We start from the raw sequence: 16,244 nt of genomic DNA, 5'->3' as shown, positions 1-16,244 counted from the left end.
GAGATAATATGGAGATAATATGGAGATAATATGGAGATAATATGGAGATAGTTACAAAAAAATAATTATTTATGAAATAATATATTGTATAGAATATTGTTTATTCGGAATACATGAAATAACTTTTATGTATACAAAATACATGCTATAATGAGCGCATAAGATAAAACCGTTTCATTAAACTATCATCTAATATATGAAATAGTGGAAAGAGGATCTATTATGAGAAAAGAACATGATTTCCTAGGTGAATTAGAAGTAGCGGATGAGTTATATTATGGTGTGCAAACGATTCGTGCCTTAGAAAACTTCCATATTACAGGGAAACATTTAGACCAAGATTTTATTAAAGCTCTAGCGATGGTAAAAAAAGCATCTGCTTTAGCTAATATGAAAACAGGTCGTCTCAATGTATCTATCGGTAAAGCGATTGTTCAAGCAGCTGATGAAGTTATTGCAGGTGAATTTGCTGACCAATTTCCAGTTGATCCAATTCAAGGTGGTGCTGGCACTTCTGTGAATATGAATATGAACGAAGTGTTGGCAAATCGTGCTTGTGAAATTTTAGGTCATCCAAAAGGTAGCTATGATATTGTAAGCCCTAACAATCACTGTAACATGGCACAATCTACAAATGACGCTTTCCCAACAGCGATTAAAGTTTGTGCAATTTTGAAATCTAAACCGTTACTTGAAGCTTTGCAACGTCTTGTTGATGAGCTTGAGAAAAAAGCTGAAGAATATAGTGAAATTTTAAAAATGGGACGTACTCATTTACAAGATGCGGTGCCTATTACATTGGGCCAAGAGATGGGCGCTTATGCATCTGGTATTCGTCGTGGTATTAAACGCATTAAATCTGCCGTTGAAGGTGCACATGTAATCAACATGGGTGCCACTGCAGTTGGTACAGGCCTTAATGCTGAGCCTAATTATATTCATGATGTAGCTTATGAACTTAGTGAAGTAGTAGGCGAACCGTTCTACACCGCGGAGAACTTAATCGATGCCACAAACAATACAGACGTATTTGCTGATATCTCTAGCGGTTTGAAGGTAACTGCACTTGTGTTGATTAAGATGGCAAATGATTTTCGCTTAATGGCATCTGGACCTCGCTGTGGCATTGGTGAATTAAAATTGCCTGCCCGTCAACCAGGCTCCTCTATCATGCCAGGAAAAGTAAATCCTGTTATTGCTGAAGTATTGAATCAAGTGTGTTACCAAGTTATCGGTAATGACCTTACTATTACATTAGCTGTAGAAAATGGTCAATTCGAGTTAAATGTTATGGAACCTGTATTGGCATACAACTTGTTCAATAATCTTTGCTATCTCAAAAACGGTGTAAATACATTCGTTGATAAATTGCTTGTTGATCTTGAAGTAGACCGTGAACAATGCGAGTACTGGTTGAATCGTTCCGTTGGTATCGTAACAGCATTGTTGCCACATCTTGGCTATGAAACAGCTTCTGCATTGGCGAAAGAAGCGTATGAAACAGGTCGAGCTATTCGCGATATCATCTTGGATCAAGGTTTATTGACTGAGGATGAAATTAATCATATTCTTTCTCCTAAAGAAATGACTCGCCCTGGTATCGCTGGTGCGAATCTTTTAAAACAAAAAGGCAACTAATTTATGGTTCTCTTTTGATACATGAATAAAGCATGAAAATGAAAGACTGTCAACCCTTTTGGTTGACAGTCTTTTTTAATACTGATAGAATTATATATTGCAAAAGTAGCGTTTTCTGCTTTTGGATGTAAAAACTATAACACAAATAGTGATGAGGTTTTCTTCCAAGGTTGTGCTTGGTTAATGGGAAGCAAGGTTATTTTAAAAATGAAATGGACCTTGCTTTATTTGACGTTGCCCGAGCAGGAAAACTGAGACCTGTAAGATGTCTTTTTCATGCCGTTATAGAAAATGGTAGACCAGTGTGTTTTGATAGGGGTGAAAGCAAATATGTTCAAACCTGAACAGGTAGGCAAACGAACTCGTTATACGTACGCTAAAATTAACGAAGTTATCAAGATGCCGCATTTATTGGACATTCAACGTAAATCGTATGAGTGGTTCTTGGAGAGTGGTTTACAAAATATTTTCAACGATATTTCTCCGATTAAAGACAATTCAGGTAATCTAGTACTTTCTTTTGAAGGTTTCAGCTTAGGTGAACCTAAGTATGATATTAATGAATGTAAAAACCGTGATGCTACTTACGCAGCACCACTTCGTGTAAATATTCGCTTGGTAAATAATGATCCAGAAAATATGGACATTAAAGAACAAGAAGTCTTCATGGGCGATTTCCCATTGATGACGGATACAGGTACTTTCATCATCAATGGTGCAGAACGTGTTATCGTATCCCAATTAGTACGTTCTCCAGGCGTTTACTACAATAAAGAAATCGATACAATGGGTAACCGTTTGTATGATTCCACAGTTATTCCTAACCGTGGTGCATGGATTGAACTTGAAACAGATGCTAGTGAAGTGGTGGCTGTTCGTATTGACCGTAACCGTAAATTACCAGCTACTGTATTGGTACGTGCATTAGGTTGGGATACGAATGAAAGTATCCTCGACCTCTTCTGGAATGGTAAAACTGATGAGGATGGTTTACCAGTATATGATGAACGCATCGTTCGTACATTAGAAAAAGATACAACTCAATCTGCTGATGAAGCATTGGTTGAAATCTATAAAAAATTACGTCCAGGCGAGCCTCCGACTGTAGAGTCTGCTCGCAACTTGTTCGATAACTTGTTCTTCGATGCACGCCGTTATGACTTAGCGCGCGTTGGTCGTTATAAATTGAACAAAAAACTTGGCTGGCGCCAACGTATGTTGGGTCAAACATTGGCTCAACCAATTGTAGATCCAGAAACTGGCGAAATTATCCTTGATGCAGGCGTACAAGCTGGGGAAGAACAACTTGATATCGTTGCTAATAGCCATGTTTTCGATGGTGAAGGTTTTGCTGAATTCTACATCGTAAATAATGATGGTGTAGAGTCTAAAGTTATCTGTAATAACTGCAATTTACCATATGATCACCGTACAGTAACACGTGAAGACATGATCGCTAACATTTCTTACTTGCTCAACCTTATGGATGGTGCAGGTCATACAGATGATATCGACCACTTGGGTAACCGTCGCCTTCGTTGCGTAGGCGAATTGTTGCAAAACCAATTCCGTATCGGTTTAACTCGTATGGAACGTGTTGTTCGTGAGCGCATGACCATTCAAGAAACTGAATCCATTACACCTCAAGCGTTGATCAATATTCGCCCTGTAGTGGCAGCTATCAAAGAATTCTTTGGTTCTTCTCAATTGTCTCAGTTCATGGACCAAACAAACCCATTGGCGGAATTGACTCACAAACGTCGTCTTTCTGCCCTTGGCCCTGGCGGTTTGTCTCGTGAGCGTGCAGGTTTCGAAGTTCGTGACGTGCATCACTCTCACTATGGCCGTATGTGTCCTATTGAAACTCCAGAAGGTCCAAATATTGGCTTGATTAACTCCTTGTCCAACTATGCAAAGGTAAACGAATTTGGCTTCATCGAAGCACCATACCGTAAAGTAGAAAAAGTGTATGGTAAAGGCAAGGATGCTGATAAAGTTGTTAAAGTGCGCGTATCTGATAGCGTAGTATACATGACCGCTGATGAAGAAGAAGGCATGACAATTGCCCAAGCGAACTCTCCGCTTGATGCAGAGGGGTACTTCACAACTGAACATGTTGCTTGTCGTCGTGGTCATGATGTATTGGAAGTTACACCAGATAAGGTTGACTATATGGACGTTAGTCCAAAAGAAGTTGTATCTATTGGTACAGCTATGATTCCATTCCTTGAAAATGACGATGCTAACCGTGCCTTGATGGGCGCGAACATGCAACGTCAAGCGGTACCACTTTTGCGCGCTCAAGCACCACTTGTTGGTACAGGTATGGAATATACAGCAGCTACTGACTCTGGTGTTTGCGTATTGGCGCGTGAAGCGGGTAAAGTTGTACGTTGTTGGGGTAATGAAATCCACGTTCTTCGCGATAGCGATGGTCGTGTTGATACATACCATTTGAATAAATTCCTTCGTTCTAACCAATCCACATGCTTTAACCAAAAACCAATCGTCAATCGTGGGGACCATGTTGTAAAAGGCCAAGTATTGGCTGATGGTCCTGCTACAGATGGCGGCGAATTGGCATTAGGTTATAACGTTCTTGTAGCGTTCATGCCTTGGGAAGGTTATAACTACGAAGATGCTATCTTGCTTAGTGAAGAACTCTGCAAAGAAGATATCTATACATCCATTCATATTGAAGAATACGAATGTGATGCTCGTGATACCAAATTAGGTGCTGAAGAAATTACTCGTGAGTTGCCTAATACAGGTGACGACACACTTAAAAACTTAGACGAAGATGGTATTATCTGCATTGGTGCAGAAGTACATCCTGGCGATATCCTTGTAGGTAAAGCTACACCAAAAGGTGAAACTGAGCTTACTCCAGAAGAACGTTTGTTGCGTGCTATTTTTGGTGACAAAGAACGTGAAGTTCGCGACACTTCCTTGCGCGTGCCTCATGGTGAATCTGGTAAAGTCGTAGATGTAAAAGTCTTTACCCGTGAAAATGGCGATGAATTACAACCAGGCGTAAATAAACTTGTTCGCGTATATATCGCTCAAAAACGTAAGATTCATGAAGGCGATAAAATGGCGGGCCGTCATGGTAACAAAGGTGTTGTTTCTCGCGTTATGAGAAAAGAAGATATGCCATTCCTTCCAGATGGTACTCCAGTACAAATCGTATTGAACCCATTGGGCGTACCTTCTCGTATGAACATCGGTCAGGTCCTTGAAACTCACTTGGGGTGGGCTGTTCAAGGCTTAGGTATGAAAATCAAAGCTACAGACCTTCACATTCAAAACGTGTTGAAAGAAGCCCGTACTGATGCATCTTACTGGGAACAAATCGATACAATCCGCGACCTTTATGCTCAAATTGAGGTATTGGAAGCGAAAGTTGCGGAAGATGTTACGGTAAATCATTTCGAAGAAAATGAGCAAATCATTGCTTTGAAAACTAAAATTTTAAAACATGTAGAAGCAGCAGCGCAAAAGAAATTGGATGCTATGGGTGGCGAAGCTCGTTACCAAGAGCTTAAAGCTATTGAAGCTAAATACAATGCACTTCATGTAGAATTCTTTGATTCTGAAGAAGAGGCTCCTGAAATGGATCCTGCGCTTGTAGAAGAATTAGAGGCAATTAGCAAAGTCAAGAATACTCTTAACAACATTCACTCTGCTGAAGAAAAACGCGTTGAAATTCGCAAAGAGTTGGAAAGCCTTGGCTATGATTTTGACAAATATGGCATGCCAAAACCAGATGTAGCAGGTATTCATATTGCTACACCTGTATTTGATGGTGCTCACGAAAAGGACGTATTCGAAACATTGGCGATTGCAGGTCGTCCTGATGATGGTAAAACTGTTCTATATGATGGTCGTACTGGTGAACCGATGGATAACCGCGTCACTGTTGGTTACGTTTACATGCTTAAACTCCATCATTTGGTTGATGACAAAATCCATGCTCGTTCTACAGGTCCGTACTCCCTTGTTACACAACAACCTTTGGGCGGTAAAGCTCAGTTCGGTGGCCAACGTTTCGGGGAAATGGAAGTTTGGGCTCTAGAAGCATATGGCGCAGCCTATACCCTTCAAGAGCTATTAACTGTTAAGTCTGACGACGTTGTTGGTCGTGTGAAAGCATACGAAAAAATCGTTAAAGGCGAAAACATCCCTGAACCAGGTGTACCTGAGTCCTTCAAGGTATTGCTTAAAGAACTTCAAAGTATCGGTCTCGATGTAAAAATCTTGAACGAAGATCAAGAAGAAGTTATTATGAAAGAACTTGAGGACGAAGATGAGGTGGTAGAAACTGGTATTGAAGAAGTTATGGAAGGCAGTGCTGTAGAAACTGATGAAGTAACTGTAGTAGAACCAGAAGTAGAGGAAGAGGAAGAGGAAGACTTACCAGCTGATAATGGCGGTGAAGATGATATCCTTAGCCAATTGGCGTACCCAATGGGCGACTCCTCTAACGATGAAGACTAAAACTATCTATAAGGAAGGGAGCGATAGTAGTGCTAGACGTAAATGAATTCGATTCCATGCGAATCGGTTTAGCCTCTCCAGAGCAGATTTTATCCTGGTCTCATGGGGAAGTTAAGAAACCTGAAACAATTAACTACCGTACGTTGAAGCCAGAACGTGATGGTCTATTCTGTGAACGCATTTTTGGACCAACAAAGGACTGGGAATGTCACTGCGGCAAATATAAACGCATCCGCCATAAAGGCGTAGTCTGCGACAAATGTGGTGTAGAGGTTACCCGTGCGAAAGTACGTCGTGAACGTATGGGCCATATTCAATTGGCTACTCCTGTATCTCACATTTGGTACTTCAAAGGAATCCCATCCCGTATGGGTCTTATCCTTGACATATCACCACGTTCTTTGGAACGCGTATTATACTTTGCTTCCTACATCGTAGTAGATCCAGCTGGTACACCATTGACAAAACGTCAATTGTTGTCCGAGCAAGAATACCGCGAATACGAAGCTCAATTTAATGAAGACGGTTATACTATCGGTGGTAAATCCGTCGTAATCGAAACAGTGGCTCAACGTAATGAACGTTTAGCTATTGTTCGTGAAGCACAACGCAAAGAGCGCTATAATGCGGCTCTTCGTGATGATGCAACAATACCAGAAGCTGATAAGGAATACGAAGAATTAACTCGCGAAGAACGCTATGAGTTAGGCGCTGCTGAAGAGGTTCTCTTCGCATGTATCGACATGGGTGCTGAAGCGGTAAAAGCTCTCTTATCAGAACTTGATCTTGAAGCATTGAATGCCGAATTGCGCGAAGAGTTGAACACTGCTAGTGGTCAACGTAAAATCCGTGCAGTTCGTCGTTTGGAAGTAGTAGAAGCATTCCGTCAATCTGGGAACCGTCCAGAATGGATGATTATGGACATCGTTCCTGTAATCCCACCTGAATTGCGTCCTATGGTCCAATTAGATGGTGGCCGTTTTGCTACATCTGACCTCAACGATTTATACCGTCGTGTTATCAACCGTAATAACCGTTTGAAACGTTTACTCGACTTGGGTGCTCCTGATATCATCGTGCGCAACGAAAAACGCATGCTTCAAGAAGCGGTTGATGCATTGATTGATAATGGTCGTCGCGGTCGCCCTGTTACAGGTCCTGGTAACCGCCCATTGAAATCCTTGTCCGACATGCTTAAAGGTAAACAAGGTCGTTTCCGTCAAAACTTGCTCGGTAAACGTGTTGACTACTCCGGTCGTTCCGTAATCGTAGTAGGTCCTGAACTTAAAATGCACCAATGTGGTTTGCCAAAAGAGATGGCATTAGAATTGTTCAAACCATTCGTTATGAAACGTTTGGTAGAACGCGGTCAAGCATCCAACATCAAGGCTGCTAAACGCCAAGTTGAAAGAATTGGCCCTGGCGTGTGGGAATCCTTGGAAGAGGTAATTAAAGAACATCCAGTTCTCTTGAACCGTGCCCCTACATTGCATAGACTTGGTATCCAAGCCTTCGAACCAATCCTTTGGGAAGGTCGTGCTATCAAATTGCATCCATTAGTATGTACAGCCTTCAATGCCGACTTTGACGGTGACCAAATGGCGTGTCACTTACCATTGTCCGTAGAAGCACAAGCGGAAGCTCGTACATTGATGCTTTCTAGCCATAATATTTTGTCCACTAAGGATGGTAAGCCAGTAGCAGTACCTTCTCAAGATATGATCTTAGGTACATACTATCTAACAGTTGTACGCGAAGATACTCGTGATAAAGCAAAAACATTTGCTACCTATGATGAAGTTATGCTTGCCTATGAGTCTCATATCATTGGTTTGCAAGATATTCTTTATATCCGTTTACCTGATCATGGCCGTGTAGAAACAACAGCAGGTCGCTTGATCTTCAACAATGCTTTATTCCCAGAATTGTGGCAATACGAGAAACGTGAAGATGGCACTTACTCTTTAGGTAAGGTTATGGATAAGAAAACAGTTGGTAAATTGGTTGATCAATGTTTCCAATTGTTTGGTAATGAAAAAACAGCAGAACTATTGGACCGCATCAAGTCCTTGGGTTACTCCTTCGCTCGTCGCGCAGGTATGACTGTAGCTATTGCTGATATTAAAGTACCAGAAGTTAAAACTAGCTTGTTAGATACAGCGGAACAAGAGGTAGAAAAAGTATCTCGTATGTACCGTCGTGGTCTTATTACAGAAGAAGAACGTTATCGTAAAACTATCCAATTATGGACAAAAGCAACAGAAGATGTTACCGATGCGATGATGGATAATATGGCGTGCGATAAAGACGGCTTTAACCCTGTTTACATGATGGCTATCTCTGGTGCCCGCGGTAATAAACAACAAATTCGTCAGCTTGCTGGTATGCGTGGTTTGATGGCCGATCCATCTGGTCGAATCATCGACTTGCCAATTAAAGCAAACTTTAAAGAAGGTTTGACTGTATTGGATTACTTTACATCCTCTCATGGTGCGCGTAAAGGTTTGGCCGATACAGCACTTCGTACAGCTGACTCTGGTTACTTGACACGTCGTCTTGTTGACGTATCTCAAGATGTAATCGTTCGTGAGGACGATTGTGACGTTGTAGGTATCGATCTCGTTCGTGAACGTGCTCGTTTGGCTACATCTCCACGTCAAGCATTAGAATTGCTTAAGGATAAACTCATTGGTCGCGTTTTAGATAAAGATGTTGTGAATGCTGAAACAGGGGAACTTGTTGTACCAGCTGAAACTATCTTGGATGAACAATGCTTGGCAGATATTGCTGAAGCTGGTGTTACATCTATCGCATTGCGCGGTGCACATTTGGGCTCTGATAGCGATATTAACCATACTAACTTGGTTCAAAAAATTATTCTTGGTGAAAGCGACGATAGCATCCGTGCAACATTGAAAGAAACTATGGTTCAAAATATGTTGAACAAGGATACTGTACAAGCAATCGTTGACAGCGAAGGGGTAGAAATCTTCCCAGCTGATACACGTCTCACTGAAGAAGGTATCGAAGCTATCCTTAACTCCGATGTAAAAGAAGTACAAGTACGCAACAATGAAATCCATGGTATTGAAGTGGAAGCTATCGTTGAAGGTACTGGTGTTATCGAGCCATTAAAAGACCGTATCGTAGGTCGTATTGCAGCTGAAGAATTAGTTAACAAGAAAACTGGCGAAGTCATCGTTCCTCTTAATGGTGAAATCACAGAGGCGTTAGCTGATGAAGTTGTAAAACACTATGAAACAGTAAAAATCCGTTCCGTATTGACTTGTCGTAGCCCATATGGCGTATGTCGCAAGTGCTATGGTCGTGATCTAGGAACTGGCAACCAAGTTCAAGTTGGTGAAGCTGTTGGTATTATTGCGGCACAATCCATCGGTGAACCTGGTACTCAGTTGACAATGCGTACATTCCATACTGGTGGTGTCGCAGGTGATGATATTACACAAGGTTTGCCACGTGTCGAAGAATTGTTCGAAGCTCGTAAACCAAAACGTAATGCTATCATCGCTGAAAATGAAGGTACAGTTCGTGTTGTACCTAATGAAGGTAAGAAAGGTACGAACACTATCTTTATCACTGGTGAAGATGGTATTGAACTTGATTACCTCATTCCTTACGGCTCCCGCATTATCGTTAAAGACGGGGATGTGGTATCCTTGGGAGCTCGTTTGACTGAAGGATCCATCAATCCTCATGACATCATGCGTGTTATGGGTACTGAAGCAACTCAACGTTACCTCGTATACGAAGTACAAAAAGTATACAAATCCCAAGGTGTAGAAATTAACGATAAACATATCGAAGTTATCGTTCGTCAAATGCTTCATAAAGTTAAAATTGAAACAGCTGGCGATGCGGATATGCTTCCAGGGGATATGGTGGACGTTAATACCTTTGACGAAGAAAACCGTCGTCTTACTCTCAATGGTCGTGAAAATGCTACAGGCAAACGCACGCTATTGGGTATTACGAAAGCTGCTTTGGCAACGGACTCCTTCTTGTCCGCTGCGTCCTTCCAAGAAACAACACGTGTTCTTACCGACGCTGCTATCAAGGGTAAAATCGATCCATTATTGGGTTTGAAAGAAAACGTAATTATTGGTAAGTTGATTCCTGCTGGTACAGGCATGAGTCGTTACCGTAAGATTGAAGTTGTAAAAAATACACCTGAAATCATTGATATTACGGAAGAGGTTATGTCTGAAGATTAATTACTTCGGACCAGCGTCTAAGCTATATTAATTGTATAGGCTTGTTGCATAGTTGATATTGTGCGACATAATAAAAAAGGGTGCACCTGAGGGGTGCACCTTTTTGTTATAGGCATATATTGATTTTTGAGCTATAAAAACTATTCAGCTGCTTCTTCTGCGTCATGAGCCATGATGTCATAACCGACGTCATCCGATAAAGTAAGATATCGTTCGTACTGTCGAATGATATCGGTAATGATATCCTCCCGTGTCATATACTGCGCATCGTATCCGGCACGCCCGTCACTGAAATATGTCATAGGAATTGCGTTGGTGCTTTCAGTAATGTGAGGAATGTTAGGATCTTCAATGAGATGATCTGATACCTCTTGCGTAACGAGTTTGATGCCGTAGGTAAAGTTGCGCATTGATTCTTTTTCGATGATTAACTCTACGGAGGCGTCGTTACCATTGAAATGTTTGTCAATTCTCGTAGTTAATCCGTACTCTTCGGTTAATTCTTTATTGAGCTGATACATAGCAGGCAATGCTGTTGTTTTCATAAAGGAAATAACATCTTCCGATTGCGTTTGGTTGAGTATTTTGGCAAGACCTTGTTTCCAGTTCTTGCTGTCCCAGTAGATGGATGTGGTTGAAAGTTTTGTGTTAAAGTATTGCGTATCTGTTAATAATCCTTGCCATAAGCTGTAGCACATGATAACCATCAAGGCTGCAAATGGTAAGGCGAGAATGAGCGTTACCGATTGTAGTACATTAAGCCCACCAATGCTGAGCAAACTGATGGCAAGAAAGGACATTACAGAGCCCCACATTAAGCATTGCCACTTTGGAGATGAAGTGGATTTATCATAGGCCGCAATATTATTTAACACATAAATGCCTGAATCGGCAGATGTGATAAAAAATAATGCTAATACGATAATTGATAGAAGACTAGTTAAACTGGATAATGGTAAATATTCAAGGAATGCAAAGAGTAGTTGTTCTGGTTTATCGGTTAATGCACCGAGTGCACCGTTTGCTACTGTTTCATCGATATAAATTGCAGTATTACCAAAGATAGTAAACCAAACGATAGTAAAAACAGTTGGAATAATGAGTACCCCAAAGATGAACTCTCGAATAGTCCTACCTTTTGAAATACGCGCAATGAACATGCCCACAAATGGTGCCCAAGATAACCACCAAGCCCAGAATAGTATGGTCCAGCTGAAGAACCATGGACGGGTTTCTGGTGTATAGATAGATGTATAGAAGCTTTGCCCTAAAATATGTGATAGATAGTATCCAAAGTTTTCTACCATTGTATTTAATAGGAGTAATGTAGGACCTGCACAGAGTACAAAAAGCATTAAGACTAATGCAACAGATATATTAATTTCGCTGAGCAGCTTAACGCCTTTATCAATACCTGTAACAGCAGATAGAACGGCAATGGACATAATGATGATAATGATGACCGTTTGGGCGGAAAAGTCATTAGTGGAGATGATATCAATATATAGGAACCCTGCACCTAGTTGGGCCGCACCAAATCCTAAGGTGGTTACGATACCTAATAAAGTTACACAAAGTGCGATGATATCGATAATGTGCCCTCGTGGGCCATTGATCTTATCCTTCCACAGCGGATAGAAACATGAACGTAGTGATAAAGGCAACTTATAGCGAAAACCAAAATACGCTAATGCTAAAGCCATAATTCCGTATACCGTCCATGCATTGATGCCCCAGTGGAAGATGGAGCGGAATAACGCTTCCTTGGCGCTAGGAGCACCATCGACTAAGCCTACAGCGGAGTGATAATGTGAGAGCGGTTCAGCAGTACCGAAGAACATGAGACCTACACCAGTACCTGCCGCAAATAACATGGCGAGCCAAGCTGTATAAGAGAATTCCGCTTCTTCATCGTCGCTACCAAGTTTGATGTCACCTAGCGAACTAAGTGCAAGAAAGATATTGAAGATAAAGAAGAGACTTATGGATAAAACATAAAACCAGCTGAAATCTTCAAATATAATATCACGAATCCCTTGGAGGATCGTTTGAGATATTTGCGGAATCAGAAGGGCACATAAGCTCAGCCCTAAGACGATAGACAAGCTACCTATAATTACAGGGGGATTAAAGTTTGAATAACGTTTAATGAGTTTAATCATATAATCTCCTTTCTTTAGTAACTTATAAATACAAATATTTGTTCTGTATTAATTTATATCATAATAAAATGGTGTTTATATTAATTTTGCATAATTGGTAAAAGAAAAAATAATAGCAAATGCATAGAATGATTATTTATACATGAAAATAATGATATATGAATAAAAAATCACTCTTCATTTATAATTTAAGATTGAATGAAACACACGGATGAGTGTACACATAAAATGCAGCTGTAGAGCGGTGTGTGACATTGGAAATTGTTTGACATGGACTGCTGTAATTGATATACTTACATAGTGCTTTAGGCGAGGTATGCCTAATGGGCATAATTTCGTAAGGAGAATTAGTACAATGGACATTGCCCATCTGAAGTCGGTGAACAAAACAATCGGTGCCAAGCAAACGTTGAAACAAATTGCTAAAGGTGCTGTGAAGTACGTGTTCCTGGGTTGTGATAGTGATGAACGTGTGGTACAGCCTTTACGGATTGCTTGTGAAGAACAGGGAATACCTGTGAATGACAAACACACCATGGATGATCTCGGTCGTGCGTGTCGCATTAAGGTGCGGGCCACAGCTGTAGGCGTCCTACGTTAATCTTGGTAATATCCGATGTAACACTTTGTTATGACGGATCAATTATAAATCTCAAATTTGGAAAGGAGGTGCCCAAATGCCAACAATTAATCAGCTAGTACGCAAAGGCCGCATGAGCTTGACTAAAAAATCTACAGCTCCTGCCCTTCAAGAATCTCCACAAAAACGTGGTGTATGTACTCGTGTGTACACAGCTACTCCAAAGAAACCAAACTCCGCGCTTCGTAAAGTTGCCCGTGTACGTTTGACAAACGCTATTGAAGTAACTGCTTACATCCCAGGCATTGGTCACAATTTACAAGAACACAGTGTTGTACTTATCAGAGGCGGTCGTGTAAAAGACCTTCCAGGTGTGCGTTATCACATCGTTCGTGGTGCATTGGATACAGCTGGCGTACAAAATCGTATGCAAAGTCGTTCCAAATACGGCGCGAAAAAAGCTAAAAAATAATTTTAGCCATTAAACGAAATTAACACACATCATTATAAAGGAGGAATTGAACATGCCAAGAAAAGGCCCTGTTCCGAAACGTGATGTACTTCCAGATCCGGTGTACAACAGCAAATTAGTAACACGTTTCATTAACAAAGTTATGTACGATGGTAAAAAAGGCATTGCTGAAACTATCGTATATGATGCATTCGAAATTATTCGTTCCAAAATGGGTCAAGACCCAATGGAAGTTTTTGATCAAGCATTGAAAAATGTTATGCCTGTACTTGAAGTGCGTGCTCGCCGTATCGGTGGTGCGAACTATCAAGTGCCAGTTGAAGTTCGTGCTGATCGCCGTCAAACCCTCGGTATTCGTTGGGTTGTAAATTATGCTCGTCTTCGTGGTGAACGCACTATGAAAGAACGTTTGGCAGGCGAATTGATGGACGCTTTCAACAATGCAGGCGCTGCAATCAAGAAAAAAGAAGATACTCATAAAATGGCAGAAGCTAATAAAGCATTTGCTCATTATCGTTGGTAATAAGAGGTGACAACTGTGGCAAGAGAGTTTTCCTTAGCAAAAACTCGTAATATCGGTATCATGGCTCACATCGATGCTGGTAAAACAACAACTACAGAACGTATCCTCTACTATACAGGTATCGTTCACAAGATCGGCGAAGTACATGAAGGCGCTGCTACGATGGACTGGATGGAGCAAGAGCAAGAACGTGGTATCACAATCACTTCTGCTGCAACAACTTGTCAATGGAAAGAACATCGTATCAATATCATCGATACTCCTGGTCACGTTGACTTTACTGTAGAAGTAGAACGTTCTCTACGTGTACTTGACGGTTCTGTTGCGGTGTTCAGTGCTAAAGGTGGCGTTGAACCTCAATCCGAAACAGTATGGCGTCAGGCTTCTAACTACGGCGTACCTCGTATCGCTTATGTAAATAAGATGGATACTGTAGGTGCTGACTTCTTCAACGTAGTTGACATGATGAAAGCTCGTTTGGGTGCAAATTCCGTAGCTATTCAAGTACCAATCGGTGCTGAAGATACTTTTGAAGGCATCATTGACTTGATGACTATGAAAGCGGAAATTTATAAATCCGATGACGGTAAAGAATATGAAATCACTGATATCCCTGCTGAATATCAAGAAGTAGCAGAAGCTCGTCGCGAAATGATGATCGATGCTATCGCTGAAACAGATGATGATATCATGATGAAATATTTGGAAGGCGAAGAAATTTCTGTGGAAGAATTGAAAGCGGCATTGCGTAAAGCTGTTATTGCTAACCAATTATTCCCAGTTCTTTGCGGTTCTTCCTATAAAAATAAAGGTGTTCAAATGTTATTGGATGCTGTTATCGATTACATGCCAGCTCCAATCGATATCCCACCTATTAAGGGTGTTGTTCCTGGTACTGAAGAAGAAACAACTCGTCCTTCTTCCGATGAAGAACCATTCTCTGCGTTGGCATTCAAAATCATGGCTGACCCTTATGTTGGTAAATTAGCGTTCTTCCGTGTGTACTCCGGTACATTGGAATCCGGCTCCTACGTTTTCAACTCCACTAAAGGTAAAAAAGAACGTATCGGTCGTATTCTTCAAATGCACGCTAACTCCCGTAAAGAAATCGAACGCGTATATTCTGGTGACATCGCTGCGGCGGTTGGCTTAAAGGATACTACTACAGGCGACACATTGTGTGATGAAAAATCTCCTGTAATTCTTGAGTCCATGGAATTCCCTGAACCAGTTATCTCCGTTGCTGTTGAACCTAAAACAAAAGCTGACCAAGAAAAAATGGGTACAGCTCTTGCTCGTTTGGCAGAAGAAGATCCTACTTTCAAAGTTCGTACTGATGAAGAAACAGGTCAAACTATTATCTCCGGTATGGGCGAACTTCACTTGGATATCATCGTTGACCGTATGAACCGTGAATTCAAAGTAGATTGTAACGTAGGTAAACCTCAAGTAGCATACCGCGAAACTATCCGTAAAGCTGTTAAGGCTGAAGGTAAATTCGTACGTCAATCTGGTGGTCGTGGTCAATATGGTCACTGCTGGTTGGAATTGATTCCTCAAGAACCAGGTGCTGGCTTCGAGTTTGAAAACAAGGTTGTAGGTGGTGCGATTCCTCGTGAATACATCGGACCTGTTGAAAGCGGTGTTAAAGAAGCTATGGAATCCGGTGTTATCGCTGGGTACCCTATGGTTGATGTTAAAGTTATCGTATTTGATGGTTCCTACCATGACGTTGACTCCAACGAAATGGCCTTCAAAATTGCTGGTTCTATGGGCTTCAAAGAAGGTGCTCGCAAAGCAGACCCTGCATTGCTTGAACCATACATGGCTGTAGAAGTAGACGTTCCTGAAGAATACATGGGCGACGTTATCGGTGACTTGAACTCTCGTCGTGGTCGCATGGACGGCATGGAAGCTCGTAATGGTTCCCAACATATCAAAGCATATGTTCCATTGAGTGAAATGTTCGGTTACGCAACTGACCTTCGTTCCAAAACGCAAGGCCGTGGTAACTACTCTATGACATTCGATCATTACGAAGAAGTTCCTAAGAAAATTGCTGAAGAAATTCAAGCAAAGAAAAACGGTTAATCTCATATTAGATTAATAGAATTACTATTTTCCTCGGAGGATAATTTAA

General features: G+C 41.2%; 8 protein-coding genes. 7 read left to right on the top strand and 1 reads right to left on the bottom strand.

Annotated elements, in window-relative coordinates; all coding sequences use genetic code 11:
• Positions 1–222: 222 nt before the first annotated feature.
• From ACLRYO_RS04095 to rpoC, 3 genes are all read left to right on the top strand, one after another.
• Positions 223–1,638 carry an aspartate ammonia-lyase gene (locus ACLRYO_RS04095; protein ID WP_004696758.1) on the top strand — a complete coding sequence of 472 codons (1,416 nt, stop codon included), beginning with the start codon at positions 223–225 and terminating at the stop codon, positions 1,636–1,638.
• 330 nt (positions 1,639–1,968) lie between these two features.
• Positions 1,969–6,135, top strand: a complete 4,167-nt coding sequence (gene rpoB, locus ACLRYO_RS04090) for a DNA-directed RNA polymerase subunit beta (RefSeq protein WP_278458065.1) — start codon at positions 1,969–1,971, stop codon at positions 6,133–6,135.
• Positions 6,136–6,164: 29 nt separating this feature from the next.
• Positions 6,165–10,367, top strand: coding sequence for a DNA-directed RNA polymerase subunit beta' (gene rpoC, locus ACLRYO_RS04085; protein WP_278458063.1), 4,203 nt, complete (start codon positions 6,165–6,167; stop codon positions 10,365–10,367).
• A gap of 140 nt (positions 10,368–10,507) precedes the next feature.
• On the opposite strand, the gene ACLRYO_RS04080 is transcribed toward rpoC, so the two are convergent.
• Positions 10,508–12,529: a BCCT family transporter gene (locus ACLRYO_RS04080; RefSeq protein WP_278458061.1), complete on the bottom strand. Its 2,022-nt coding sequence runs from the start codon at positions 12,527–12,529 to the stop codon at positions 10,508–10,510.
• A gap of 355 nt (positions 12,530–12,884) precedes the next feature.
• Here ACLRYO_RS04080 and ACLRYO_RS04075 point away from each other — a divergent pair, with 355 nt between their 5' ends.
• From ACLRYO_RS04075 to fusA, 4 genes are all read left to right on the top strand, one after another.
• Entirely contained in the window at positions 12,885–13,130 is a 246-nt protein-coding gene (locus ACLRYO_RS04075) for a L7Ae/L30e/S12e/Gadd45 family ribosomal protein (protein WP_004693552.1), read from the top strand.
• A 76-nt stretch (positions 13,131–13,206) separates the two neighbouring features.
• Positions 13,207–13,581, top strand: a complete 375-nt coding sequence (rpsL, locus tag ACLRYO_RS04070) for a 30S ribosomal protein S12 (RefSeq protein WP_004693554.1) — start codon at positions 13,207–13,209, stop codon at positions 13,579–13,581.
• A 52-nt stretch (positions 13,582–13,633) separates the two neighbouring features.
• Positions 13,634–14,104: a 30S ribosomal protein S7 gene (rpsG, locus tag ACLRYO_RS04065; RefSeq protein ID WP_004693556.1), complete on the top strand. Its 471-nt coding sequence runs from the start codon at positions 13,634–13,636 to the stop codon at positions 14,102–14,104.
• A 15-nt stretch (positions 14,105–14,119) separates the two neighbouring features.
• Positions 14,120–16,195, top strand: coding sequence for an elongation factor G (gene fusA, locus ACLRYO_RS04060; protein WP_004693557.1), 2,076 nt, complete (start codon positions 14,120–14,122; stop codon positions 16,193–16,195).
• Positions 16,196–16,244: the final 49 nt, after the last annotated feature.

Source organism: Veillonella parvula, assembly GCF_047241225.1.
Lineage (GTDB): Bacteria > Bacillota > Negativicutes > Veillonellales > Veillonellaceae > Veillonella > Veillonella parvula_O.
This window is presented reverse-complemented; position numbering and strand designations above follow the sequence as displayed.